This window comes from Furfurilactobacillus siliginis (genome assembly GCF_001437435.1).
GTDB classification, from domain to species: Bacteria; Bacillota; Bacilli; order Lactobacillales; family Lactobacillaceae; genus Furfurilactobacillus; species Furfurilactobacillus siliginis.
Genome location: NZ_JQCB01000001.1, coordinates 222,802 through 247,476, shown reverse-complemented (window position 1 = coordinate 247,476; position 24,675 = coordinate 222,802). Strand labels below are relative to the sequence as shown.

The 24,675-nt window shown below is 43.1% G+C and carries 27 protein-coding genes and 1 tRNA gene; 20 read left to right on the top strand and 8 right to left on the bottom strand.

Going from position 1 to position 24,675, the window contains the following annotated elements; genetic code table 11:
* Window positions 1–50 precede the first annotated feature (50 nt).
* Both IV55_RS01115 and IV55_RS01110 read right to left on the bottom strand, forming a co-directional pair.
* Window positions 51–881 carry a hypothetical protein gene (locus tag IV55_RS01115; protein WP_057808567.1) on the bottom strand — a complete coding sequence of 277 codons (831 nt, stop codon included), beginning with the start codon at window positions 879–881 and terminating at the stop codon, window positions 51–53.
* Window positions 882–1,072: 191 nt separating this feature from the next.
* Window positions 1,073–1,145 (bottom strand) — tRNA-Lys (locus IV55_RS01110).
* Between the two features lie 308 nt (window positions 1,146–1,453).
* On the opposite strand from IV55_RS01110, the gene yycF reads away from it, so the two are divergent.
* From yycF to IV55_RS01060, 10 genes are all read left to right on the top strand, one after another.
* Complete coding sequence (gene yycF / locus IV55_RS01105) at window positions 1,454–2,164, top strand: response regulator YycF (RefSeq protein WP_057808566.1); 711 nt, start codon at window positions 1,454–1,456, stop codon at window positions 2,162–2,164.
* A gap of 14 nt (window positions 2,165–2,178) precedes the next feature.
* A complete protein-coding gene (gene walK, locus IV55_RS01100) occupies window positions 2,179–4,038 on the top strand; it encodes a cell wall metabolism sensor histidine kinase WalK (RefSeq protein ID WP_186808477.1) in 1,860 nt (619 codons plus the stop codon).
* Window positions 4,028–5,350: a YycH family regulatory protein gene (locus tag IV55_RS01095; RefSeq protein WP_057808564.1), complete on the top strand. Its 1,323-nt coding sequence runs from the start codon at window positions 4,028–4,030 to the stop codon at window positions 5,348–5,350. The genes walK and IV55_RS01095 overlap by 11 nt, the downstream gene beginning before the upstream one ends.
* 14 nt (window positions 5,351–5,364) lie before the next feature.
* A complete protein-coding gene (locus IV55_RS01090; RefSeq protein ID WP_057808563.1) occupies window positions 5,365–6,276 on the top strand; it encodes a two-component system regulatory protein YycI in 912 nt (303 codons plus the stop codon).
* A 140-nt stretch (window positions 6,277–6,416) separates the two neighbouring features.
* Window positions 6,417–7,205: an MBL fold metallo-hydrolase gene (locus tag IV55_RS01085; RefSeq protein WP_057808611.1), complete on the top strand. Its 789-nt coding sequence runs from the start codon at window positions 6,417–6,419 to the stop codon at window positions 7,203–7,205.
* A gap of 163 nt (window positions 7,206–7,368) precedes the next feature.
* Entirely contained in the window at window positions 7,369–7,761 is a 393-nt protein-coding gene (locus tag IV55_RS01080) for a winged helix-turn-helix transcriptional regulator (RefSeq protein WP_057808562.1), read from the top strand.
* Between the two features lie 91 nt (window positions 7,762–7,852).
* Window positions 7,853–8,164 (top strand): winged helix-turn-helix transcriptional regulator, encoded by a 312-nt coding sequence (locus tag IV55_RS01075; protein ID WP_057808561.1) that lies wholly within the window; start codon window positions 7,853–7,855, stop codon window positions 8,162–8,164.
* 82 nt (window positions 8,165–8,246) lie between these two features.
* The gene (locus tag IV55_RS01070) at window positions 8,247–9,434 is read left to right on the top strand and encodes an NADH-dependent flavin oxidoreductase (RefSeq protein WP_057808560.1); all 1,188 of its coding nucleotides are present in this window, start codon (window positions 8,247–8,249) and stop codon (window positions 9,432–9,434) included.
* An 18-nt stretch (window positions 9,435–9,452) separates the two neighbouring features.
* The gene (locus IV55_RS01065) at window positions 9,453–10,238 is read left to right on the top strand and encodes a glucose-1-dehydrogenase (protein WP_057808559.1); all 786 of its coding nucleotides are present in this window, start codon (window positions 9,453–9,455) and stop codon (window positions 10,236–10,238) included.
* A 26-nt stretch (window positions 10,239–10,264) separates the two neighbouring features.
* Window positions 10,265–11,134 (top strand): GRP family sugar transporter, encoded by an 870-nt coding sequence (locus tag IV55_RS01060; RefSeq protein WP_057808558.1) that lies wholly within the window; start codon window positions 10,265–10,267, stop codon window positions 11,132–11,134.
* Between the two features lie 56 nt (window positions 11,135–11,190).
* On the opposite strand, the gene IV55_RS01055 is transcribed toward IV55_RS01060, so the two are convergent.
* A complete protein-coding gene (locus IV55_RS01055; RefSeq protein ID WP_057808557.1) occupies window positions 11,191–11,571 on the bottom strand; it encodes a winged helix-turn-helix transcriptional regulator in 381 nt (126 codons plus the stop codon).
* A gap of 202 nt (window positions 11,572–11,773) precedes the next feature.
* Here IV55_RS01055 and IV55_RS01050 point away from each other — a divergent pair, with 202 nt between their 5' ends.
* The 6 genes from IV55_RS01050 (at window position 11,774) to IV55_RS01025 (ending at window position 16,237) form a co-directional block, all read left to right on the top strand.
* Window positions 11,774–12,523: an SDR family oxidoreductase gene (locus tag IV55_RS01050; RefSeq protein ID WP_057808556.1), complete on the top strand. Its 750-nt coding sequence runs from the start codon at window positions 11,774–11,776 to the stop codon at window positions 12,521–12,523.
* Window positions 12,524–12,536: 13 nt separating this feature from the next.
* Window positions 12,537–12,833, top strand: a complete 297-nt coding sequence (locus IV55_RS01045; protein ID WP_057808555.1) for a putative quinol monooxygenase — start codon at window positions 12,537–12,539, stop codon at window positions 12,831–12,833.
* Window positions 12,834–12,844: 11 nt separating this feature from the next.
* Window positions 12,845–13,141, top strand: coding sequence for a putative quinol monooxygenase (locus tag IV55_RS01040; protein ID WP_057808554.1), 297 nt, complete (start codon window positions 12,845–12,847; stop codon window positions 13,139–13,141).
* 140 nt (window positions 13,142–13,281) lie between these two features.
* The gene (locus tag IV55_RS01035) at window positions 13,282–14,577 is read left to right on the top strand and encodes a S1C family serine protease (RefSeq protein WP_083483889.1); all 1,296 of its coding nucleotides are present in this window, start codon (window positions 13,282–13,284) and stop codon (window positions 14,575–14,577) included.
* 752 nt (window positions 14,578–15,329) lie between these two features.
* Entirely contained in the window at window positions 15,330–15,809 is a 480-nt protein-coding gene (gene rlmH, locus IV55_RS01030) for a 23S rRNA (pseudouridine(1915)-N(3))-methyltransferase RlmH (RefSeq protein WP_057808553.1), read from the top strand.
* Between the two features lie 107 nt (window positions 15,810–15,916).
* Window positions 15,917–16,237 carry a hypothetical protein gene (locus IV55_RS01025; RefSeq protein WP_057808552.1) on the top strand — a complete coding sequence of 107 codons (321 nt, stop codon included), beginning with the start codon at window positions 15,917–15,919 and terminating at the stop codon, window positions 16,235–16,237.
* A gap of 57 nt (window positions 16,238–16,294) precedes the next feature.
* Here IV55_RS01025 and IV55_RS01020 read toward each other — a convergent pair whose 3' ends face one another.
* Window positions 16,295–17,464 (bottom strand): DUF2075 domain-containing protein, encoded by a 1,170-nt coding sequence (locus IV55_RS01020; protein ID WP_057808551.1) that lies wholly within the window; start codon window positions 17,462–17,464, stop codon window positions 16,295–16,297.
* A gap of 183 nt (window positions 17,465–17,647) precedes the next feature.
* On the opposite strand from IV55_RS01020, the gene IV55_RS01015 reads away from it, so the two are divergent.
* Window positions 17,648–18,211: a DUF1697 domain-containing protein gene (locus IV55_RS01015; protein WP_057808550.1), complete on the top strand. Its 564-nt coding sequence runs from the start codon at window positions 17,648–17,650 to the stop codon at window positions 18,209–18,211.
* A 4-nt stretch (window positions 18,212–18,215) separates the two neighbouring features.
* On the opposite strand, the gene IV55_RS01010 is transcribed toward IV55_RS01015, so the two are convergent.
* Window positions 18,216–19,436, bottom strand: coding sequence for an MrcB family domain-containing protein (locus IV55_RS01010; RefSeq protein ID WP_057808549.1), 1,221 nt, complete (start codon window positions 19,434–19,436; stop codon window positions 18,216–18,218).
* A gap of 85 nt (window positions 19,437–19,521) precedes the next feature.
* On the opposite strand from IV55_RS01010, the gene IV55_RS01005 reads away from it, so the two are divergent.
* The 3 genes from IV55_RS01005 to IV55_RS00995 all read left to right on the top strand — a co-directional run bounded on the left by IV55_RS01005 (window position 19,522) and on the right by IV55_RS00995 (window position 22,882).
* Entirely contained in the window at window positions 19,522–19,977 is a 456-nt protein-coding gene (locus tag IV55_RS01005; RefSeq protein WP_057808548.1) for a GNAT family N-acetyltransferase, read from the top strand.
* Entirely contained in the window at window positions 19,974–20,852 is an 879-nt protein-coding gene (gene pepI, locus IV55_RS01000) for a proline iminopeptidase (protein WP_057808547.1), read from the top strand. Before IV55_RS01005 ends, pepI begins: the two co-directional genes overlap by 4 nt.
* A gap of 92 nt (window positions 20,853–20,944) precedes the next feature.
* Window positions 20,945–22,882 carry a GTP-binding protein gene (locus IV55_RS00995; protein ID WP_057808546.1) on the top strand — a complete coding sequence of 646 codons (1,938 nt, stop codon included), beginning with the start codon at window positions 20,945–20,947 and terminating at the stop codon, window positions 22,880–22,882.
* Here the strand turns inward: IV55_RS00995 and yaaA are convergent.
* From yaaA to IV55_RS00985, 3 genes are all read right to left on the bottom strand, one after another.
* Window positions 22,879–23,622 carry a peroxide stress protein YaaA gene (yaaA, locus tag IV55_RS00990; protein ID WP_057808545.1) on the bottom strand — a complete coding sequence of 248 codons (744 nt, stop codon included), beginning with the start codon at window positions 23,620–23,622 and terminating at the stop codon, window positions 22,879–22,881. The two genes, IV55_RS00995 and yaaA, sit on opposite strands and share 4 nt — an antisense overlap.
* Before the next feature lie 12 nt (window positions 23,623–23,634).
* On the bottom strand, window positions 23,635–23,841 hold the full coding sequence (locus tag IV55_RS10260) for a hypothetical protein (RefSeq protein WP_146993618.1): 207 nt from the start codon (window positions 23,839–23,841) through the stop codon (window positions 23,635–23,637).
* Between the two features lie 127 nt (window positions 23,842–23,968).
* Window positions 23,969–24,649, bottom strand: a complete 681-nt coding sequence (locus IV55_RS00985; RefSeq protein ID WP_057808544.1) for a GDSL-type esterase/lipase family protein — start codon at window positions 24,647–24,649, stop codon at window positions 23,969–23,971.
* Window positions 24,650–24,675 lie beyond the last annotated feature (26 nt).

Below are 24,675 nucleotides of genomic sequence, written 5' to 3'. Positions count from 1 at the left end.
GTAAAAGCCTTCTGGGAAGTTAGAAGGCTTTTTTGATTTGAATGTATGCTCTATTCATTAATATCTTCTCGTCTGATAATAATCATAGTTATGTTATTATCGTCGTTTTTTGTGAAGTCAACTTGATACTTTTTGTTGATTGAAGGAGATAGATAAATGTCTTGATTGTCAGACGGTGAACTTATCTTAGCAGCATCTCTTTCCATAAAATCGTGGATATGTTCGTCTATTGAATCCGAATCTAATTGTGGATCTAAGGGTAAATCAGAAAAATTTTCTTTCACAACGTCAATCGTTTTATCCTTATCAACTCCGTATGTCACGTAGGTCATGGATTTATCTTTAAATGCGCCACCTGGAAGACTTTTTACGTCTGTAGTTAACTTTCCATAAACCAGATTATTTGATCCGGAATAATGGTTGGGAGCAGTTGCGGACGAAGCATTATCTGTGAAGGATGTCGAGGATGAGCTTGATGCTGTTGTATACTGATTGTCTTTTGATTCGTCTGATGAGATGAAAGATGCAGAAGGCTTTACTAGTACGTCGATATATTTTGTTTGTCCTTTATATTTTGCGACGAATGTTAGCTTATCTGTCACATCACTTGCAGGATAGTCAAAAATATAACCATTTGAACCTTTTATTTTATGATTTTCATCTTCGCCGTTTGGCATTGAAATGGTTGCACCAGTAGTTGCCGTAACATGTATTCTGGCTGAGTCTTCACCCGCGCTGACATGATAGATCTTCTTATCGGTGTTTAGAAATAACCGTTCCGCGCTTTTATTTTTATCCGGATGTTTACTTGAATTTATTGAAGCAAAAAGTAAGCCAGTGAGGACTAAAGCAACAAGAAGCCAGCCAAATGTTTTTTTCATAGTTTCACCTTAAAAGTTTCAGCTTTTACAGTCGTCAGTGTTTGGACTAGCAATCATATATATTTGATACTTAGAATTATTGAGTTCGCCGCTTGCACTAATTAGCTAAAATTTGGGGATTGTATTGTCCACAAAAAAATCACCAACCACGGCGATTTAACGCAGCGTAGTTGGTGATTAATCGTTTTTGATGGATCGCCAGGGGATCGAACCCTGGACCCACGGATTAAGAGTCCGTTGCTCTGCCAGCTGAGCTAGCGATCCATATCAATTCAACTTTTATATAATATCATACGCTCCAAACCCTGACAACAAGTTTTCGAAAAAAACTTTAAAAGTCTGAATTAGCAAAACGAGTGTGGGAGTAGCACTCCGTTACATTAATGAAACACAAGGAATCTGTATCTTACTTAAATGAATGAATTCAGTAATAACAGGCGTCTGCTAATGGGAACAGGTGTCGAATAAATGCGCTGCAGTATGCTGTGATATAATGTACTCGGCTGTTCTATTAATGTAAACAGCGATTCGGACAATTTATTAAATCAAACATTCCTGTGGAGGAAATCTGTATGAGTAAGATTTTAGTAGTTGATGACGAAAAACCTATTTCAGATATTATCAAATTCAATTTGGAAAAAGAAGGCTATGAAGTTGTAACCGCGGCCGATGGTGAAGAAGCCGTCGACAAGGTTGATGAAGAGCAACCAGACTTAATCTTATTAGATTTGATGTTGCCTAAAATTGATGGCCTAGAGGTTGCACGACGGGTACGGACTAAGTACACGACGCCAATCATCATGGTGACGGCTAAAGATTCAGAAATCGATAAGGTGCTGGGTCTAGAACTTGGTGCAGATGACTATGTTACTAAGCCATTCTCAAATCGTGAACTAGTGGCCCGGGTTAAGGCCAACCTACGTCGTCAGGATACGGTCGTTAAAAACGCGGCGGCTGATGAAAGTGAATCAAATAGTATTGAAATCGGTGATTTAAAGGTCGATCCAGATGCCTACATGGTTTCTAAGCGTGGGGATGATATTGAATTGACCCACCGTGAGTTTGAATTACTATATTACCTTGCACAGCATATTGGCCAAGTAATGACTCGTGAACACTTACTGCAAACGGTTTGGGGTTACGACTACTTTGGGGATGTTCGGACAGTTGATGTGACCATGCGGCGTCTTCGTGAAAAAGTCGAAGACACACCAAGTCACCCAGCTTGGCTAGTAACGCGTCGTGGTGTTGGGTACTACTTGAGAAACCCTGAAACTGACTAACTTTAGGAGCAATCCTGATTGTGAATAAAAAGATTCGTTTTTTTCAATCCATTAATTTTAAAATAGCGCTTGTTTTCGCCCTGATGTTGTTGATTACGCTGGAAATCGTCGGGGCTTTTTTCGTTCGCCAATTAGAGCGGCAAAATCTGAGTACCTTTAAACAACAGGTACAATTACAAGCTTACATTGATAATTCATTATCTGATCAGTTGATGCGTAATAATACGTCGGCTGCAAATACACGGATTCGCAGTATCCTGACCGAAGTCAATAACCCCAATATCACTGAAATTCGAGTTATTGATAACAAAGGGACGATTCGTGGAACCAGTAATGTTAATGATCAAACTGTTGTTGGTCAGAAGACAACTGATAGCAATATTAAGAATGCAATTTATAATAACCGTTCTTATCAACGGGATATTTACGATACCCGTGATAATAATCGGTACTATGTGTCAGTGGTACCGCTATTAAATTCGTCCGGTAGTAATGGGAACACCTTGGTTGGAGTTCTGTACGTTCGTGCTTCACTGGAAGGTGTTTACCAAAACGTCAATAAGATTACGCTGATCTATCTGTCGGCAGCACTAGTGGCAATTGTCTTAGGGTTGTTTATGTCGATCGTTATTTCCCGGGCAATAACGCGACCGATTGATGAAATGAAGCGACAAACCGTTCAAATTGCGCAAGGAGATTATTCTGGGCAAGTGCGTGTCTATGGAACGGACGAACTTGGTCAGCTAGCAAGTGCCGTTAATAACTTGTCTGTTAGAGTCGAAGAGGCTCAAGAGTCGACGGAAGCTGAACGACGGCGTTTGGACTCTGTTTTGGCACACATGAGTGATGGTGTTATTGCCACTGACCGACGGGGAAATATCAACATCATCAACTCGGCGGCCAGAGACTTTTTGAATGTTGAGGAGGAAGACGCAGAAGGCGACTCAATCCTTGACGTATTACAGATTCGTGATCAGTACACGTTACGTGAGCTACTGGAAAGTCAGGATGAAGTGGCACTTGATTTATCAGAAGAAGGCCGCGACCTAATTTTGCACGCAACGTTCTCATTGATTCAGCGAGAATCGGGATTTATTTCCGGACTTGTTTGTGTACTGCATGATGTGACGGAACAGCAAAAGGAAGATGCTGATCGGAAGCAGTTCGTTTCGAACGTGTCACATGAATTACGGACACCGTTAACATCTGTACGGTCCTACATTGATGCACTGGTTGATGGTGCATGGCAGGATCAAAAAGTGGCACCCGGGTTCTTGAAGGTGGCGCAAGATGAAACTGAACGGATGATCCGTATGGTTAACGATCTGCTGGCATTGAGTCGGATGGATTCTGGTACGACTAAGTTAGACATGGAAACCGTCAACTTGAATGAGTTGTTCAACTATATTTTGAACCGTTTTGACATGATGCTGAAGACTGATGAACACCCAGCAAAGTATTATCAAATCGAACGTGATTTCACAGGTAAAGATTTATGGGTCGAAATTGATACTGACCGCTTTACGCAGGTCGTTGATAACCTTATGAACAATGCCATCAAGTACTCGCCAGATGGCGGTACGATTACCTGCCGGCTATTAGAGACTCATAATCAAGTTATTATGAGTATTTCTGATGAAGGATTAGGTATTCCACGCAAAGATTTGACGCATATCTTTGATCGATTCTATCGAGTTGATAAAGCACGGGCGCGGGCTCAAGGTGGTACCGGATTGGGATTAGCAATTTCAAAGGAAGTTATCCAAATGTTGGGTGGCCGAATTTGGGTTGATAGTACTGAAGGCAAGGGTTCGACGTTCTACATTTCCTTACCATTCGAGCAATTTGAGGAGGATGATTGGGATGTGGATTAAAATTAAACGATCGTTGTTACCCATTATCTTATTCCTGCTTATTGTTGTTAGTATCCTGTTATCCATGTTGATTTGGACAAATCCGGCACGGTATGACCGGTCCGGCACGACGTCTTCGTCCAATTCGACGCATGCGACAGTGACGACGCGTGATATTGATGATATTTATCTACCAACGCAGGTGATTCTAACCAATGGACAGGGTACCAGTGAGTCGCTCTACAACGCAAAGTTGAACTTAGTAACGACTTTAAAGGATGAGATTCGAAATTGGCGTATGACGAACTTTCGCAAGGTGAGTCAAGGCGATAAGGATACGTATAAGTCACTGTTGCAGCGTAAAAATACGGTTCAGTTGAACTATGCGGATAATATTGGCCGGTCAATATTTAATCGGTCTTATGAGCAATCGTTATTGATGTCGCCATCCGCCAAATTTTCTCGAATTGTCTTTTCGACGAATAAACCCGGTGAATTATATCTGCTGAATGATGATTCACAGACCGTTTATAAAATTACGGCGGTTCGGCAAAAACTGGCCCATGTTCGTGAAGTGTTAGCTAAAGGTAAGCAGCAGTACGAAGTGAATCAGGAAGTCTTTAAGGATCACACTCTAACGCTTTATAACGGGCAGGTGCACATTCCTCGTTACAGTTATTTGATTGGGCAACAGAATGCGAACTTCTTTGTCACATCATTGCTTAATTCTGGTGAGGCAACATCGGTCAACGTGCGTAAGAGTGGCGATCACACGAGTTATTCCGATGGTGCCTACAAACGGTTAACTGTTGCTGATAAAACGGGAGCGGTTACGTTTGAAAATTATAATGCGAATAAGAAAATGACCAGCGACCTCGGCCGTAATTTACAGAAGAGTTTCACTGGATTAGCCAGCACTGGCCTATCATTAGACGCTATTCGTTACTTTGATAATGAACATAATGGACGGGTCGTGACTTATCGTTCTTATGTTGAAGGATTTCCTATTTTTAACCAAACAGACTTCGGTGCCGTGCAAGTTAAAAATGAACAATCACGGACTGAAGAAATCAATTTCACTTTGACAAACTTACAGGTTCCATTACCGGCAGATGAGCATAGCTCTGTCGTGGTGCCAGCTACGCAAACAGTGCTCGATCAGTTAGCTAGCGCCGGTATTTCAATGAGTAAGATCAAAGATATTGTCTTAGGGTATCAATGGGAGAATAATTACGATTCTAAACAAGTGGTTGATTTACAGCCGACCTACTATGTTTATTTGAACGGTAAATGGCAGTTAGCCAATGACTTGATCACTGGTAACCAACCGTAGAAAGGAGGGGTTCGATGGATTTTCGTCGCATTCAGTGGATATTTTTGATTGCCTTTGTGGCGATTGATGTCTTTTTATTCGCGTCATGGCAGCAAAGCGATTCAACTGTCACAAAATCGGCACCACGAAGCACAAACTCAGCGACAACAGTTTTACGAGAAATGCGCAACGACGGGATTACGTTTACAGCCCCTTCTAGTAAGGAAGGTGAGGGCTACTATGTTTCAACGAAAACAGGGTTGCCTCATTTACGTGCCAACGCTGAAAATCTGACTTATCAAGACGTTCGGTATAACACTGTCGAGCTGACCAGTTATCTGCACCAGACACTAACGGTCGGACAAACGCACCCTGAAAAGCAGTTGAACCGCTTCGTCAAGAGTGGCGCAAATGTCATTGCCGGGAATGAATATGTGTACAGTCCCGAGTTGTCAAAGGTCGCCGCAAATGAAGTCGTTTATGTTCAAAAAGTACCATCGGGAACGATTTTGGCACCATCGGCACAATTGCGTTTTCGAGTGGGAGCACGCAATCAGGTATTGAGTTACACACAAACATATGTGACTAAGCCCGAAACATTGCGCGAAAAGACGACCACAATCAGTCAGCAGAAGGCATTGATTTGGTTGTATCAATATAATGAACTGCCAAATAATACCAAGGTACTGTGGTCGAAACTTTCCTACTCGCGGCTCTTACGGGTTTCAGACAACAATGTGTATGTGCCAACGTGGTTTATTGCGCTTAAATCCAAGAGTTCTGATAATGTGGTAATTAAACGCGTGAATGCCTTTACTGGAGCCGTGATGAAGTCTACAGACTCTACCACACAAGTAAATAAGGATGCAGGGACAGCTACTGATCAAACCAAGAATTCTGGTACAAATGATGATGAGAACCTCACCGTCACAAGTTCAGGCAACTAATTTCAAATCCAAGTTCTAAACTACCACTCGTTTTCATGTTAAGATGAGTGGTAGTTTTTATATACTTGGGTAAAGCAAACGGAGATGGCCTTTTGATTGATTTAAGTAATCACCAAACTGGAACGGTAGCAACTGACGCCATGAAAATTAGTGTGTTGGCCAGCGGCAGTACGGGAAACACGACGTACATTGAGACACCGACGCACAAGGTGCTAATTGATGCCGGTTTGTCTGGAAAAAAGATTGCTGGATTGATGCAGCAAATCGGTCGGGATTTAAACGATGTCGACAGTCTGTTTGTGACCCATGAACATACTGATCATGCAAAGGGCGTCGGTGTTTTGGCTCGTAAGTATGGCATCAATGTGTACGCCAATGAAAAAACCTGGGATGCAATCAACGATAAGGTTGGTAAAATCCCCCTTGATCAAAAATTTTCGTTAGAAGCCGGCGAAATTCAATCGTTAGGTGACCTGGATGTGCAGAGTTTTCCAGTTTCGCATGATGCGGTTGATCCACAATTCTATGAATTACATCATGATGGTAAATCCTTCGTTGTCTTGACAGATACTGGCTATGTGTCTGAACGCATGGCTGGCGTAATTAAAAATGCAGATGCGTATTTATTTGAATGTAATCATGATATGGAAATGCTGCGGATGGGCGCTTATCCATGGTCGTTGAAGCAACGAATCTTAGGCGATACTGGGCATTTATCGAACGAGGATGGCGCCAACGCCTTAATGCAAGTTGTCGGTAACAACACGAAACGGATTTTCCTGGGGCATTTAAGTCAGGAGAATAACATGCAAAGTTTGGCACACTTAACGGTGGCCTCAATGATGCAAGAACATGATTTTGGTGTGGAGCATGACTTCCATATCTTTGATACAGAGCCAGATTCAGCTACTGATTTGATGACACTATAATGTTTCATGTGAAACATACCAGACGCGGTGATCTCCGAAAGTTTATCTTTCGCTGATTACCGCGTTTTTGGTCGTTTCGTATCAGTTACCGAAAAGTGCCTACTAGCCAAAGATAGTTGTGGTGATTATGATGGTTATCATAAATTATCGAGGGGGCATAATTGTGGCAAAGACGTATAACATTGGCGTTGAGGCAACACTTGAAGTGATTGGTGGGAAATGGAAGCCAATTATCCTATGCCATTTAGGTAAGCACACACAGCGTAGTAGTGAACTGCGTCGCGACATTCCGAACATCACACAAAAGGTTTTAACACAGCAATTACGTGAACTTGAAAGTGATGACATTATCACACGCTCTGTTCATGGCACCAAAGCACCATTTTGTGTAACGTATGAGCTGACACCGTTTGGTCGGACGTTGGGGCAGATTCTAGTTCAGATGTCTGAATGGGGTGAACAGCGCATTGAGCAGTTAAATGAAGCGGGGGAACCTGCGACTGTTTTGAATGCTGATCATAGTGGCTATAACGATCTATTAAGTCCGGCAAGTTAATGAATGTTTCGAAGAAGGCACAAATAAGTGCCTTCTTTTTTTGTGTCTTCAGCTCTCGTAGACTACATCTTATCAATTAAGGAGGCGGTCAATGATGCAAACAAAGCCAACCGGGTTAGAGGTTACGCTGCAACTTTTAAATGATACGAGTAAACCATTGATTGTGGCGGATTTACTGACGGGGCCAAAGAGTCTTTGTACGATGTATCAGCTTTTACCAGTGCAAACACCTAGCCAGTTTGTATGGCGAGTCATGACATTATGGCGGCAGGGTGTTGTATCAGTCGGTATCTGTCGTGCTCATGGCGTGTACTGTCGGCTAACTGGATTAGGCCGGTCATTGCAAGACGTGATCAGCAGCATGTCGCAATGGGGTGAACATCAATCCTCAAAGAAAAGGTAAGGGAACAAAAAAGTGCCTTATTTTCTGTTTGCGCAACCGCTTGTACACTATGATTCATCAACTGAGAAAAGGAAGGTTTACCATGACTTATAAATTTGAAGCACCCTACACGTTTGCCAATGGCGTCACGATTAAAAATAGAATTGTGATGGCACCGACAACTACGATGTCGAGTTACTACGATGGTCACGTGACTAATGAGGAAGTTGATTACTACCGCTTACGTGCCGGTGGCGTCGGCATGATCGTGGCTGAAGTTGCCAATGTTGTTGATGGTGGTAAGGGATTTGAAGGTGAACTGTCAATTGCAGATGACAGTGACATTGAAGGTTTAGCTGAATTAGCGCGGGGCATTAAGCGCAATGGAACAAAGGCGATTCTTCAGATTTTCCATGCAGGGCGGAAATCAAATTCGCAGATCCTTCGCGGTGAGCAAACAGTGAGTGCCAGTGCTGTGAAACCAAATCGCCCTGCAGACGCCGAAACACCACGAGCGTTAACGGCAGCAGAGGTCGATGACATTATTGAAGCCTTTGGTGCAGCAACAAAGCGTGCAATTCAAGCTGGTTTTGATGGCGTTGAATTACATGGTGCCAACACTTACTTGCTGCAACAGTTCTATTCACCACATTCAAATCGTCGTGATGATAAATGGGGTGGCGATCAGCAAGCACGGATGGGGTTTGCCAATGCAGTTATTGCTAAAGTCCATGATGTTATTGCCCAGGAAACGAACGGTGAGTTTTTACTTGGTTACCGGATTTCACCTGAGGAGCTGGAAGAGCCAGGAATTCGCTTAGCCGATACGCTAGCTTTCGTTGAAAATTTGGCAACGTCGGATGTGGATTACTTACACACGTCAATGGGTTCCGCATGGCGGACATCATTAAACGATAAGAACGATACAGAACCTATTTTGACTAAGATTTTGAAGCAATTAGCGGACCGGAAGCCACTGATCAGTGTTGGGTCAATTGAACGGCCAGAAGATGCTGAAAAGGTCCTGAACGAAGGCGCTAGTTTCGCGGCTATCGGACGTGAAATGATCCGCGAACCACACTGGTATCAAAAGGTTACCAGTGACGATGCCGCTAGTGTTCGCTACAAGATTTCACCATTTGAAATGAGCGAACTCGCCATTCCAGTGGCTATGCAACACTACTTGAAGGGTGCCTTCTATTCCGTGATGCACTTTACTGATGATCCTGAGCCAATCGTTGACTACACGAACTCTGTGGCGCCAATGGAAGGCTTTGAAAAGAAAATGTAAATTAGAGGAGAAAAAATTATGTATGCAGATTTAAAGAACAAAGTCGCAGTTGTTACAGGTGGTTCTAAGGGAATCGGACAGGCAATCGCTGCTCGTTTCGGTCAGGAACATATGTCAGTGGTTATCAATTACCGTTCTGATAAGACCGGGGCAGACGAAGCTGTGAAAATGATTGAAGCTAATGGTGGACAAGCCATTGCAGTTCAGGCTGATATTAGTGAAGAAGCTGGCGCAACAACATTACTGAATGCTGCCTTGAATAACTTTGGCGGACTTGATGTCTGGGTGAATAACGCTGGTATGGAAAACCGTGTTGCCACTAATGAAATGCCTTTGGCAGATTGGCAGCGGGTCTTGAACATTAACCTGACTGGAGTCTTCTTAGGTTCACGGGCTGCGCTGGACTACTTCGTGAAGAACGATAAGCAAGGTAACATTATCAACATGTCATCTGTTCATGAGCAGATTCCATGGCCTGGTTTTGCGCACTATGCGGCATCTAAGGGTGGCGTGAAGTTGTTCAATGAAACGATCGCGATGGAGTATGCCAATCGTGGTGTGCGTGTTAATGCGATTGGGCCTGGTGCGATCAACACGCCCATCAATGCTGAAAAGTTTGCAGATAAAACACAGCTCAACGATACGCTAGAAATGGTCCCAATGAAGCGAATTGGTGATCCTGAGGATGTGGCTGCTGCCGCTGCTTGGCTGGCTTCTGATCAGTCTAGTTATGTCACTGGGGTAACGTTATTTGTTGATGGTGGAATGACGCTTTATCCATCATTCCAAAATGGTAAGGGCTAGTCATCGACTAACCATTGGAGGCTAAAATGAACATTATTATTGGTTTAATTCCGGCCATCGCATGGGGGATTTTACCCATTGTGGTGACCAAAGTTGGCGGACGACCAGTTAACCAGATTTTAGGAACGACTTTTGGGACGTTCTTAGTTTCTATTATCGTGTGGTTATTTATGCGGCCAACTACGACGACTGGTCAGTTTTGGCTGACGGTATTGTCTGGTGCTGCCTGGGCAGTAGGACAGTACCTGCAGTACATGGCCTTTCAACGTGTTGGTGTGTCAAAGGCGATGCCAATTTCAACTGGCCTACAGTTAGTTGGGACATCATTACTTGGTGTCTTAGCCTTTGGCGAATGGGGTGGTTCCGTTGAACGCTTAGTTGGTTTTATCGCTTTGGTCATCATCGTGGTTGGTATTGTATTGACAACTTTAGATGGCAAGAAACGTGGTAATGAAGCACGTACACAGTCGGTATGGCCAACGGTTGCCATCTTTGTTTTGTCGACGATTGGATACGTTGCTTATTCAGCACTACCGCGATTGGCTAATGTTTCAGGTTGGCAAGGATTTTTACCACAAGGTTTGGGGATGGCGTTAATGGCGTTGTTGTTAGCGTTATTCACGGCTGGTCCAAAAGTCTTGAGTGAAAAAGTTACTTGGCTAAGCTTACTGGATGGATTAGTATTTTCAATTGCTGCGCTAACGTACCTGATTTCTGCACAGCGAAATGGAGTCGCAACTGGCTTCACGTTGTCACAAATGAACGTTGTTTTAGCAACGATTGGCGGCATCGTCGTGTTGCATGAACGACGGACACCACGCGGATTAGTATGGACTGTGATTGGGCTCGTATTAGTCGTTGTCGGTGGCATTGTGATTGGGAACATGGCGGCATAATTAACGTAAATTAAAAGGATTGTCGATCAAAATCGACAATCCTTTTTGTGTCTAAGCTAGTTTTCATAACCTTCGTGATCGGGAAATAACAGACTCGCATTTTGCCCCTGTGCTTTTAGAACCTTGATGCGATCCTCGCCCCATTCGGACATAGCGATTAAGACACCGTTTAACGTCTTGCCATACTCTGTAATCGAGTATTCAACGTGCGGTGGCACCTCATTAAAGACTTTTCGGGTAATGATTCCATCTGTTTCAAGTTCGCGCAGTTGTTCCGTGAGGACCTTGGGCGAAATACCGGTCACGTTCCGGCGAATGTCGGCAGTCCGTAAGGGACCGTGGCCTAAGTGACATAAAATAAGCGGCTTCCATTTGTTACCCATTACCGCTAACGTCGCTTGGACACCGTTTTTATAGATTGTCTCTGTTTCACTCATGGTGGATTCCCCTTTAATGTTCTGGAAAGAATGCTACACCATCTGCCCGAGAAAATAAATTAAAAAAGATTGGGGCGGGTAACGTCAATGATGGCGAAAGACTTACTTGAAAGTACGTTAGTTAGGTCAAAGTGCGTAATTGTTTGTCGATGAAATCCTTGTAAACTGAGTCTTGTCATTAAGGACAAGGAGGCATTACACAATGGATAACATTCACGGAAAAGTCGTCGTCATTACCGGAGCATCAAGTGGGATTGGTAAAGAAACTGCCCGTCAATTGGCCAAGCGCCAAGCAAAGATCGTTTTGGCTGCGCGACGAGAGGACGCATTGCGTGACCTAGCTGATGAGCTAACTCAAACATTTGGTGCTGAGGTAGCGTATAAAGTTACTGATGTGACCAAGTTGAGTTCAGTTGAAGCGCTCATTGCGTTTGCGAAACAACGATTTACGCGGATTGATGTGCTCTTTAATAACGCTGGTTTAATGCCCGTTTCACCTTTGCGTGATGGGAAAGTCAGTGAGTGGGACGCAATGATTGATATCAATCTGCGTGGCGCGCTGTATGGAATTAAAGCAGTCTTACCATTGATGGAGGCACAGGACGGCGGGCAAATTATCACAACGGATTCGGTTGCGGGACATTTCGTTGGCGCTGGCTCTGCGGTCTATTCGGCAACTAAATACGCGATGCGAGCAGTCATGGAAGGATTACGTGTTGAAGAAGTTGGTCATAACATCAAGTCAACGTTGATTTCCCCAGGGCACGCCCAAACTGGTTTAGCGCAGACCATTTCTGATCCAGCATTACGAGCCGCTGTTTTAAAAAGTGAACAGGATGAAGGACTCACAGCTAGTGATGTTGCTCAAGCAGTTATCTACAGTATTGATACTCCGACGCATGTTGGCATCAATGAAGTGATTCTGCGAGCAACGGCACAGCGCGATTACTAGGAGGAAAGTGGAAATGAAGACAGTAGATGCAACCGTTCATGTACAACCTGGTCAGGAAGCACAGTTTATGACTGCTGCGCATGCTTTAATACCAGCCGCTCGTGCTGAAAGTGGAAACGCGCGATTTGATTTATATCACAGTACAGATTGTGCCAGTGACTTTGTATTCGTTGAAGTTTACGCAGATCAAGCAGCGATTATCGCGCATCGTGATAGTGTGCATTTTCAAGAATTTTTAAGGGCGCTTGCGCCAATCACAAATGCACCGATGGATGTCATGATCTTTGATGGCGAAGGTGCCACAAACTAGGAGGAAGTAACATGATTACGATTAATGCAACAGTATTTGTTAAAGAGTCGGCGGTTCAAGAATATTTAAAACTCGCCAAGCAACTGATTGATGGTACACGAACGGAAGGCGGTAATTTGCGCTACGACATGTACCAGTCTGTTGAACAAGCCGGAACATTTATGTTTGTTGAACAGTATGTTGATCAAGCTGGTCTAGATGCGCATCATGAGGCAGTTCACTTTACGACCTTCTTGAAGGATGTTGACCCATTATTAAATGGTGAAATGGACGTGAAAGTCTTTCGTGAATTGCCAAAGGATGCCTAGTTTCACGTGAAACGTACTGCCTACTCAAAAAAATGTCTGTTAAAGGGCACGGTTTAAGCCGACTTTAAGTTCGCCATGTATAATGGAAACAATGAGTTGATTAAACAACGAGGAGGATGCGGGATTTTCCGCAAGTGTTTATGGACTATAACAATACGAATAATCAAATGCCAGGGCAGGAACCAAAGCGCCCAGGTAAAAATAAAGGTCTGATCAAAGTTGCCGTAGTCGGCTTAGTAGCCGGTTTACTTGGTGGTGGTATTGCCTATGGTGGTGCGTCTGCGTTAAACCATAATAACGGTGATACATCTTATAAAAATGGTACGACCAAAGTATCAAATGTGACCGTGAAAACGAACTCTGATGCGACCAAGGCGTTTAGTAATGTAAAAGGTGCCGTGGTATCTGTTGTGAATATGCAAAAGCAGTCATCTAATAGTAGTGGTAGTGATGGCTTGTACGGTATCTTTGGCGGCGGTGGTCAGTCGTCAGAAAAATCGAGTGACAGTGATAGCAACAGTTTGCAAACGGCGAGCGAAGGTTCTGGTGTTGTTTATAAGAAGTCAGGCAAAGATGCTTACATCGTGACGAATAATCACGTTGTTTCTGGTTCCAGTGCGTTAGAAATCATCTTAAGTAACGGGAAAAAGGTTAGTGGGAAACTGGTTGGCTCTGATGCGACGACAGATTTAGCCGTCATTCGCGTTGATTCCGACAACATTAAGACCGTAGCGCAGTTCGGAGATTCCTCAGCCATTCAAGCAGGGCAATCTGTCCTGGCCATCGGTTCACCATTAGGATCAGAGTACGCGACATCGGTTACGCAAGGGATTATCTCCGCGAAGAAACGGACCGTGCCTGTAAACGACGAATCAGGTAAGCAAACAGGGGATGCCACAGTCATTCAAACGGATGCTGCCATTAACCCTGGGAACTCTGGTGGTGCTTTGGTTAACTTGGCCGGACAAGTAATCGGGATTAACTCGATGAAGTTGGCGTCCTCTGGTAACGGAACTTCTGTTGAAGGTATCGGTTTTGCCATTCCTTCTAATGAAGTGGTTTCCATCATTAATCAATTGATTACGAACGGTAAAGTCGTTCGTCCAGCATTAGGTGTTGGTTTAGTTGATTTATCGAATGTTGATAGCAATAGCCAAAAAGATACATTGAAGCTGCCAAGCAGTGTAACCGGCGGTGTGGTTTTGATGAAAATCTATGATGGTTCAGCTGCTCAGAAGGCTGATTTAAAGAAGTATGATGTGATTACCGAGATTGATGGTAAGAAGGTTAGTTCGCAAGCAGACTTACGGGATGTCTTGTACGATCATAAGGTCGGTGATAAAGTTTCCGTGAAGTATTACCGTGATGGTGAGCTTAAGTCAGGAGACATCACGCTTAGCGAAAGTAACACGCAGCTAGCAGATCAATCTAAATAATAGTTTGAAAAACACGCTCAGTTAAAAATGAGCGTGTTTTTTTTGTTCATTTCCCAGGAAATGTTGAAGTGTCTGCGCTATACAAGCAGTTAAAACATAACGGAATGTGTGGTAACACATCAGAACGTTATGTTTTTGATTCAATAATATGCACTATGTAAAAATAATATACAAACAGATGAATGCGCAATGTACTGGTGTGTGTAAACAAATCACGGGGGTATTCGTTTAGTTAGCTGGTGACTGGATTATAAATCCGAATAAAAAAACGAACAGAAACGTCGATTTAACATGTTGCTACATGAAAATAATTTAAAAGCCGAACAAAATAAAACCGAAAATTTAAAGTGGTTCGGGAACAAAAAAGCAACAATGAATTTGTTTTGCACAGCTGTGGATAAGCCTGTGGATAACTGTGGAAAAAGCGTTAAACATTCGACAAATCCCGAAAAATCAATCTTTCACCACAGGGGGAAAAGTTATCCACAAGACAAAAAAACGGTGTGGATAACTAACGGTTATTTAGTTTGTTCGGTTTTGAAATCCTTTTGTACCAATGGTTTACAGAAGTGTGTTCGGTAAAGATGGGGCTGTGGATAACTGTGGATAACTTTTATGCATCCAAAAAATTGGTGGTGTTATCCGGGTTTTAGGAAATTGACGTTTCCTGGGTGAATAAACGGCGGTACACTAGTAAAAAGCAACTATCGTGGGTGCGTTGTGTGTAAAACCAGCCCACCTGGAGGAAAAACGTGAATATTAAAATCATCGGTGTAGGCAAATTAAAAGAAAAGTATTTTAAACAAGGTATTGAAGAATATGCCAAGCGTTTATCTAAGTTTTGTAAGTTTGAAATCGTCGAAGTACCAGATGAAAAGGCCCCTGAATCACTGAGTCAGGCCGAGATGGATACGGTTATGGCTAAAGAAGGCGAACGCATTCTGGATCACGTGAAGGACAAGGAATACGTCTATGCGTTAGCTATTCTAGGCAAGGAGCGTACCTCCGAGCAGTTCGCCAAGGAAATTGCTGATTTGGGTACGTATGGGCATTCTGACGTCACGTTTATCATTGGTGGGTCATTGGGTCTGACACCGTCTGTGTTGAAGCGGGCGGACACACAGATTTCGTTTGGACGGTTTACGTTGCCTCATCAGTTGATGCGGTTAGTATTGACGGAGCAGGTTTATCGGGCGTTTATGATTAATAATGGGAGTCCGTATCATAAGTGATGCGGTTTACAGCTATAACGCGCTAAATTAGCAACACCTTTCATTAGAAAAATTATTTTTTCCAGATTATAATCGCCTCAATCTCAATCAAGAAAGGGTGCGATTGTTTGGATAACGTTATTTCTAGTGAAGACTTGTATGGTTCTTATATTAATGGCTCAGATCCACAGGAAAACTATGGTGATATGATAGTGCTTGAGGGCATTACAACCTATGTGGGACCAGATATGTTTGGTTTGCCATCGATTGAGTTTGGACCTACGCAAAACCATGACACGAATACATTAGCTGTGCTCAATGATCCAGAATATAAAGATGTTCAAGTGGGTAAAGATGTCGTTGTAACCGGTGAGCTGAGAGGCTTCACCAGTGGCATAGTGCTGCTTAAAAATTGTGAAATCACATCCGTTGGAGACGGTCCTTATTAGTTGAATAGCATAAAAATGGCGGTAGCGAGAAAACAAATTCTCGCTACCGCCATTTTTTTATTTGCCGTTCTTATACAGTTCTACTAATCGCTGACGCAATGCGTCATCATAGGCGGTCAAGTACAGACCGTACTTCCCGCGTTTCATCAACACATTTAGCACGTTAGCGATGAACTTTTTGTATTCATCTCGCGTAAACGTCATGTCTTTCCGTTTCTTGAATACTTCTTTATGCGAATACTTTTCAGGGATGATCGTCATTGTGTCAGTTTTCGCATCATAACCAAATGATGGTCCGATGATCATGCCAACATAGTTCAAATCAAAGCCTTGCAGGGTATAAATGGTTCCAACTTGCGTGATGGAACCTTCACGTTTGGCCCAGTGCGTTCGTTGGGGATCCCATTCATCCCATGGCAGACTGAAGGAATCCATTTCGACGTTATGACGACCGTCGATGCGAGGGAAACCTGAAGTGGCAACGACCCGACTCATACCGACTTCTTTGTTGCGCTTCTTGATGTTTTCAAACAGTTCACCAGCAGTATCAAAAACTTGAAACTTAAAGTCACTGTTGTCTGGGAATGGCCTTATCGGTTTTTCTTCGCTCAAATCGTCCATCCACGCAACTTGTTCGTCACTAGCTACCATGCGGTACTGGAAGTTCATGTCAAACTGTTTGTAGGGATGTTCACCGATCGTTTTGAAGAGTAAGTCCTTATCCCAGTACATCTTTGACTGGAAGACTTGGTCGAAATCATAAACGACGACAACAACTTTGGCCAAGTTCATTAAATCAGTCAATTGGTTATTCCCACGGTAATGCGCGTAGGGTTCTGACTTGGAATATAGTAAGTGTGCTTCATCGACAAAGATAATGTCGTACTGCTTATTGTTTTTCTGCGCGTAGTTAATCAAGGCAGTTGGGCGGCGAATCGCATTTGGATTCATGTTAGGAATCGATTCAGCCAAGTCTTGATAAGCTTTGTAAAGTTCTGGATGATTTACGACCATTGCTGTTTGATAATGCTTGTCTGTCATGTATTGGCGAACCAATTCCATCAATACGACCGATTTCCCAGTTCCAGCGGCGCCTTGAATGATGGCAACAGAAGCTTGCTTGCCAGTGAGGCCTTTCTTGATATAGTCGTTGATGCTGGTGATGACGTGTTTTTGATCGTCAGCCAGGTCATCGACGAAGAATTGTTCCTTTAAAATTTCGTTCATGAATTACTCCTAATTGAGGCGTTATTTAGCGTGATATCAAGTAAATATTATACTGCTTAACGAACCTATGATTCCAGAGAGGACGAAAGTAGTCGGTAAATTGTTGATGATAATGGCTTATGGATCGAATATGGAACGGAAAACTATCGTATTATTGTAAGTAAAGCTAATAAGGAGTACGTCATGGACTATTTACTATTATTGCGCGGCGTAAATGTTGGTGGAAACCATCGTGTGCCGATGGCGGAATTGCGTGCACAATTGGAACAAGCTGGGTTTACGAATGTTGCCAGTTATATCAACAGTGGTAATTTACTATTTGCTAGTGATGCTCCAGTCAGTGAAGTAGAAGCATTAGTCGAACGTATTTTACTTCAGGAGTACGATTGGTCAATTCCGTTTACGTTACTGTCGCAAGGCGATATTGCTGAGTTGATTGTGGCCGCACCAATTTGGTGGGGTGAACGTGAAGATTGGCGGCATAACGCGCTGTTTAAGCTGCACGGCTACCAGACTGAGTTTGATCAGTTGATCTTGGATAAAGTAACGGAAGAGTATGACCAAGTGTTTGTGACAGCGCATGTAATCTTTTGGAGCTCACCATCAAAGGTGCATTACTCACGTGCATTATATGCAAAGATGTTAAACGAACCATTTTACCCAGAGGTGAGCATCCGTAATCGAAACACAACACTGAAATTAGCGGCAATGATGGAAAAACGTGCTGATGAGGAATTGGATAATTAAACTATTAAATGTCTTTTGGCACGACTTTATACTGAGTAGGGATATAAGCAATTTTAGAACTACCAACAAAAGGGCCATCAATTACGTAATAAGCCCATTTTCCTTGAAAGTCTTTAAAAACACGAAAAATAGCATATTTATTTTTCGTGTTTGCTGCGACATTTATTTCATTTTTCGACATATAAAATGGAGTATTTATTGTATCCGAAGTTGCTTTAACCTCAATGAAGTATTCTGAGGGCCTATTATTAATGAGACGATATGATTTAATGTCATAACCAGTTCCATCTCCAATTTTAACGGAGGTGTGTTCTATCTTGTTAGACAGATGTTTTAATTCAGGAATTGAATTTAGCAGTGAACGCTCTTTCTTTAAAACTAATTTTTCGGCAAAAAGTCCTAACTTTGCATTTTTGCGATGATTTTTCTCATAGTTTTTATGAGTGTAATGCGTGGAAGATGATTCATTCTTGGGAAGAGATAACCCGGTAGGAATATCATACTGGGTTCCGAGCTCGTCAGTACTATAAATAGAGGACTCGTCGTCAATCTGCTGTTTTAGCGAGTTAGTATCGTTGTGATTAATTATGAAATCATTGAATTCATTATATGAAAATAGGAGTGAGTTACTTATGTCGGAAAGCAATAGCTTCATTTTACCGAGATCAGCAAATAGTTGTTCACTTGAAATTCTTTTTAATTCCTCAAGACTATAATAACGACTATAAATATTCCCCAGTTCATAGCCTTTTGGTAATAAAGTTGTTTTTTGGTGGAAATTCAAATTGATTTCATCAAACGTAAAATGTTCATCTTCATCTCTAGTTATGCCTTGTAATTGGTTCTGCCAGTAAGTACTAGTTAAAATAATGTTTTTATCTCGAGTTTCGGCTGGAAAATTTTCTTTGAAGTATGTGTATCCTTGGTTTAACGATAGATAAACGCCACTATAATCGCTTTTAAATAGATACACGATGTCGTAACCGCCTTCAGCTGAAGTTGAAATTTTTTTATCAAAAATACCAACCCAAGGAATTGTTGCCCAGTTCCCCTGTCCAGAGGATGCCTTAGTTAGATACCTGGTAGTGGGAAATATAGAAGTAGGAATGACTGTATGAATTTCAGTAGAAATGTACTTTGCAAGTGAGTTATTACGATGTGGTGTCTTACTTTCCATCAGATAATTTTCTAAAACATGAATTAAGTAATCCTTTAGTGTTAGCATTTTATAGATCCTTTAGATAGTTAGTATCATAATCGTAACATTTAAGACTATGTTTCTGTATCGGTTTTTAGCGAGGATAAAGTAAATGATTACTATGCTTAAAATGATGAAAAAGCCAGAATTAGACCAGATCATGCATATCTGGCTAAACGAAAATATTCGTGCGCATGGTGCCTATGTGTCGGAAAGCTACTGGCGCGAAAATGCATCACTTGTGCGGCATTTGATCGAAACGGCAACTGTGTATGTATCGCGTGACACAAACGGTATCAACGGCTTTTGTGGCCTGCAGGATAATTATATTGCTGGCGTGTTTATCGACGCCAAGATGCAAGGAAACGGCATTGGCGGTCAGCTATTATCCGCTGTTCAAGCAGATTACGATGAGCTCACATTGTCCGTATATGAAGCAAATACGCGCGCCGTTAAATTTTATCAACATCATGGTTTTACCATTGCCAAACGTGGCCGTGACGAAGACAATGATGTTGATGAACTAACAATGAGCTGGCACAAAGCTCAAGAAAGAAGTAACGTATGAAAATCGAAGAAGGCTATATGCCATTTCGCGGCTATAAGACGTACTATCGGATCGTGGGCGAACCGAACCCAGATAAGGCACCACTATTATTACTACATGGTGGTCCTGGTTCTTCACATAACTACTTTGAATTATTAGATGACTATGCGAAGACTGGTCGGCAGCTGATTATGTACGATCAAGTTGGCTGTGGAAAGTCATCTTTACCTGAAGATGAATCCGTTTATGTAAAAGAAACATGGGCTGAGGAGCTCGTGGCATTGCGGCAATATCTCCACTTAGATCAAGTGCATATGCTAGGCCAATCATGGGGTGGCATGCTCGAAATGTTATACCTGACGCATTATGATCAAACAGGCGTGAAAAGTGTCATGATTGATGGTTCGCCGGCGTCGATTAAGTTATGGACGCAGGAACAACATCGATTGATTTCATATTTGAGCTATGAGGATCGTGAAGCCATTGCTGAGGCAGAACGAACCGGTGATTTTTCAGGGCCAAAGTATTTAGCTGCTAACGACCGCTACATGGAGCGCTATTGCTGGGATGATCCGGATGAAAATTCACCAGAACCGCTGCGCCGGCCAACGAACGGAAAGCGGGCTAGCTTGATTGCTGAAGGACCCAATGAATTTACGGAAAATGGGTCAATCAGTGACTTTGAATTAACAGATGACTTGCACAAGATTCACGTACCGGTGTTGGTTACTAATGGGACAGATGATTTGTGTACGCCATTGATTGCGAAATCTGTTCATGATCATATTCCTGGTTCCAAATGGCATTTGTTCGCGAATAGTCGCCACTTGGCACTTTTGGATCAACATGATGAATTTATTTCCGTGCTGGATCATTGGCTAACTGAAAATGATTAGTGAACTAGGGTCGCCTCAGTTGAGGTGATCCTTATTTAGTTCGTGCACATGGTAAGATAGATACATTAATAACGAAAAAATGAGGCAGAATTGTGAAACACATTGTCGCTGGCGTGCTGGCACACGTTGATGCAGGAAAAACAACTTTATCAGAGGCTATGTTATACCAAACCGGTACGGTGAAGACTTTAGGTCGAGTGGATAACGGGGATGCGTTCTTAGATCCAGATGATTTGGAAAAACAACGTGGGATTACGATCTTTTCACATCAAGCCAACTTAACGTATCAAGACCTTTCACTGACGTTGTTAGATTCTCCCGGACACGTGGATTTTGCTGCCCAAACGGAGCAAATTTTACCCGTGTTGGATTACGCTATTTTGGTGGTGTCGGCCACTGATGGCGTGCAAGGGTACACACAGACAATTTGGCGGTTACTGGATCGTTATCATGTACCAACGTTTATTTTTGTGAATAAAATGGATGCCATTGGTGCGGATCGTGAAGCAGTCGTTGCACAGTTACAGGCAACATTAAGTGCTGGCTGTGTGCCATTTGATTGGGCGTCTGAGATACCAGATGATCTGGCAGAAACAATTGCGCTACAGGATGAAACGATCCTTGGTGATTATCTGGAGAATGGTGTCTTACCAGAGGCAACCATCCAGACCTTGATTCAGCAGCGCAAAGTGTTTCCTTGCTACTTTGGTTCAGGATTAAAAATGACGGGTGTTGAACCACTATTAGCTGGGCTAGCACGGTGGACGATTGCTGCAGAGCTGGAACCGGATTTTGGCGCACGAGTCTTTAAAATTTCGCATGATGAAAAGGGTGAACGTCTGACCTGGGTTCGCGTTACCGGTGGAACGTTGCAAACAAAGGCGATGGTGTTGCCAGAGCAAAAAGCGAACCAGTTGCGTGTTTATAACGGTGGGAAGGCAACCATGGTGCCAGCCTTACGTGCCGGAGAGGTAGGCGTCGTTCTTGGCTTGACGGATACATATCCTGGTCAAGGACTTGGTATAGTCAAAGACAGTCAATCACCATTGCTGCAACCAGCCTTGAACTATGCTGTGAACCTTGATGGACAGGACGTGCACGTTGTACTAGCGGCATTACGTCAATTGGAAGACGAAGATCCGCAACTTCATGTCACCTGGTCTGAACAGGTGCAGGAAATTCGGGTTCAAATTATGGGGCCAATTCAGTTAGAAGTGTTGCAAGAGCAGTTGAGAACTCGCTTTGAGCTTGCTGTGACGTTTGGCGAAGGCAGTATTCTATATCGTGAAACAATTACGCAGCCAATCGAAGGCGTCGGCCATTTTGAGCCGCTACGACATTATGCTGAGGTGCATTTACTACTGGAACCAGCTGCACCAGGCAGTGGGGTGACCATTGCCACTGATTGTTCAGTGGATGTGTTAGGAGCTAACTGGCAACATCAGGTCGTGACGAGCCTAACAGCCAAAGAGCACCTTGGTGTGTTGATTGGTGCGCCATTGACAGATGTGAAACTGACACTGATTAATGGGCGTGCCAGTACTGTTCACTCTGTGGGTGGTGATTTTCGCGAAGCAACGTGGCGTGCGGTTCGTCAAGGCTTGATGATGCTTGCACAAACTGATAATACACAGCTGCTAGAGCCGTGGTATCAATTTCAGTTAACAGTACCGCAAGCTAATGTTGGGCGGGCGATGAACGATATTCAACGGATGAGTGGGACCTTTGCCACACCATTAACCGTTGGAACAAACGCGCGACTCGAAGGCACAGCACCAGTTAGTGAAATGCAAGAATATGCCCGGATCGTGCAGACGTATACGCACGGAACCGGACAACTTGAGTGTATTGTGGATGGCTATCGCCCCTGTCATAATGCAGCGGCGGTTATTGCTGAACAACAGTATCAACCTAAGCGTGATCTGGATAATACCCCCGATTCAGTTTTTTGTGCGCATGGTGCTGGTTATCCAGTAGATTGGGACCAAGTGCCACATGCGGCCCACATTACTTATCAACCAACGCGTTAGTCGGTTAAAAAGACAAGGGTGGTGGCAGTCGATAACGATGGTGTGAAGTGATAATTGAGTCGATCAAATGATTTTAGTGCATCTACCTGCTGAACGTCATTCTCAGCCATAAACCGGACCATTTCACCCCGAGCCATTTTTGCAAAAGTGGCTCGGGTTTTTAATTTACCATCAACAAGATGCCCAAACACAATGTCGATCATTGGCTCATCAGGTTGTAGATAATTTCGAATCGTCTTGCTATATTCTTGTGACGCCAAATTAATGAGTGGTTCATGATTGAGATTAAGTGCTTGCTTAGGCTTGCTGCCCCAAAATGCATACAAGTTCGGATGCTCAGCAACTGGCAGCGGCGTTTGCATTTCGAGACGATAGGGTACGACGCCATCAAATGGACGTAACGCACCGTAAAAGCCAGACAGAATTCGCAGGTGGGCTTGAACGTATGCAAAGGCTTGGTCGGTGAAGACGTCTGGTGCCATATATTGATACTGAATACCAGAGTAAGCGACAAGCGCTGGCGTCAGTTGGCGCGTTAAGTCAGTTTGCTGTAGCTGTCGATATGCCTGCTGCGCTAACTTATCACTACAGTGCCACAGTGACTGTAACTTTGGATAGGGTAACTGCAGTAGCTGATCCAGTAATTGCTGTGTTTCCGGTAAATATTGTGGTAGGGCGGCGACGTCAAAGCTATCGGTGTCGACCTTCATTTTCTTAGCGGGGGAGATGATGATTTTCATGGTCGTAAGCCTTTATGAGCGTGAGTGTTTGTTAAAGAACCGGGAAATGATGAAGAAGATAAGGGCTAACGTGAGTGACCAGCCGAAGATGCCTTGTGGTGCATTGTAGGCAATGACTGGCGTAAGCGACCAAAAATCGTGCTGTAGTCCTGCAATGACCAGTTTGATAATTGCGATTGCAAGGGAGATTAGTGATAATGCGGTAAATGTTCTTCTCATGAGTGAACACGTCCTTTCCCCTCAATTATAGCAATAAAAAGGCTTGCCAGATGTTTTACTGACCAGTATGAAATGTTTCATGTGAAACAAAAACCGATCACCAAAAAAATTGTGATCGGCTAAAGCTTTATTTTAAATAGGGCATCATGTTCTCAAGTACGATTTGGAATCCTTGCGGTAACATATGCGCGCCGTCAAAAGTTAGATCAGTACGTAAATCTCCGTCAGCATCAGTTAAACCAGCATTAACATTAATAAATTCAGCGTCGTGTTCACGCGCCAGCTGTGCAACATCAGCACTGGCAGCAGCGTATAATGCGTTAGAACGGTGTGCATATAAGGCCCGATGTTCATGATGGTCCTCACCAAAGGAAGCTGTGACATTAATGGGATAGTAGGCCATTAGGTAAACTGTTGTTTTGGGTAGTCGGGCATGGATTTCATCTAAAATCTCGGCATAATTGTTGAGATAATCTTCCTTCGGGACATTGAAACCGATGTCGTTTGTACCAATATTCATAAAAATCTTGCTGGGCTGCAAATCAAAAATTAGTGTATCCATATGTGCGAGTAAATCAGCAGTCGTTGTTGCACGGATGCCACGGTTGTAAATGACTTTGTCGAGACCAAGTTGCTGTTCTTCTTGAAAACGGGCAATTGGGAAAATTTCCATTAGTGATGATCCGACAAAGAGAATTTGATCAGGTTTGACAGCTTTATTTTCTGTGGCATAACGCTTCCGTAAGTCATTTTGGAATTTTAGGATGTCTGGATGCAAGTTTGTGAGTTCGGTTGTTTTATTGGTCATGTGCGTGAGCCTCCATTTAGTTAGTA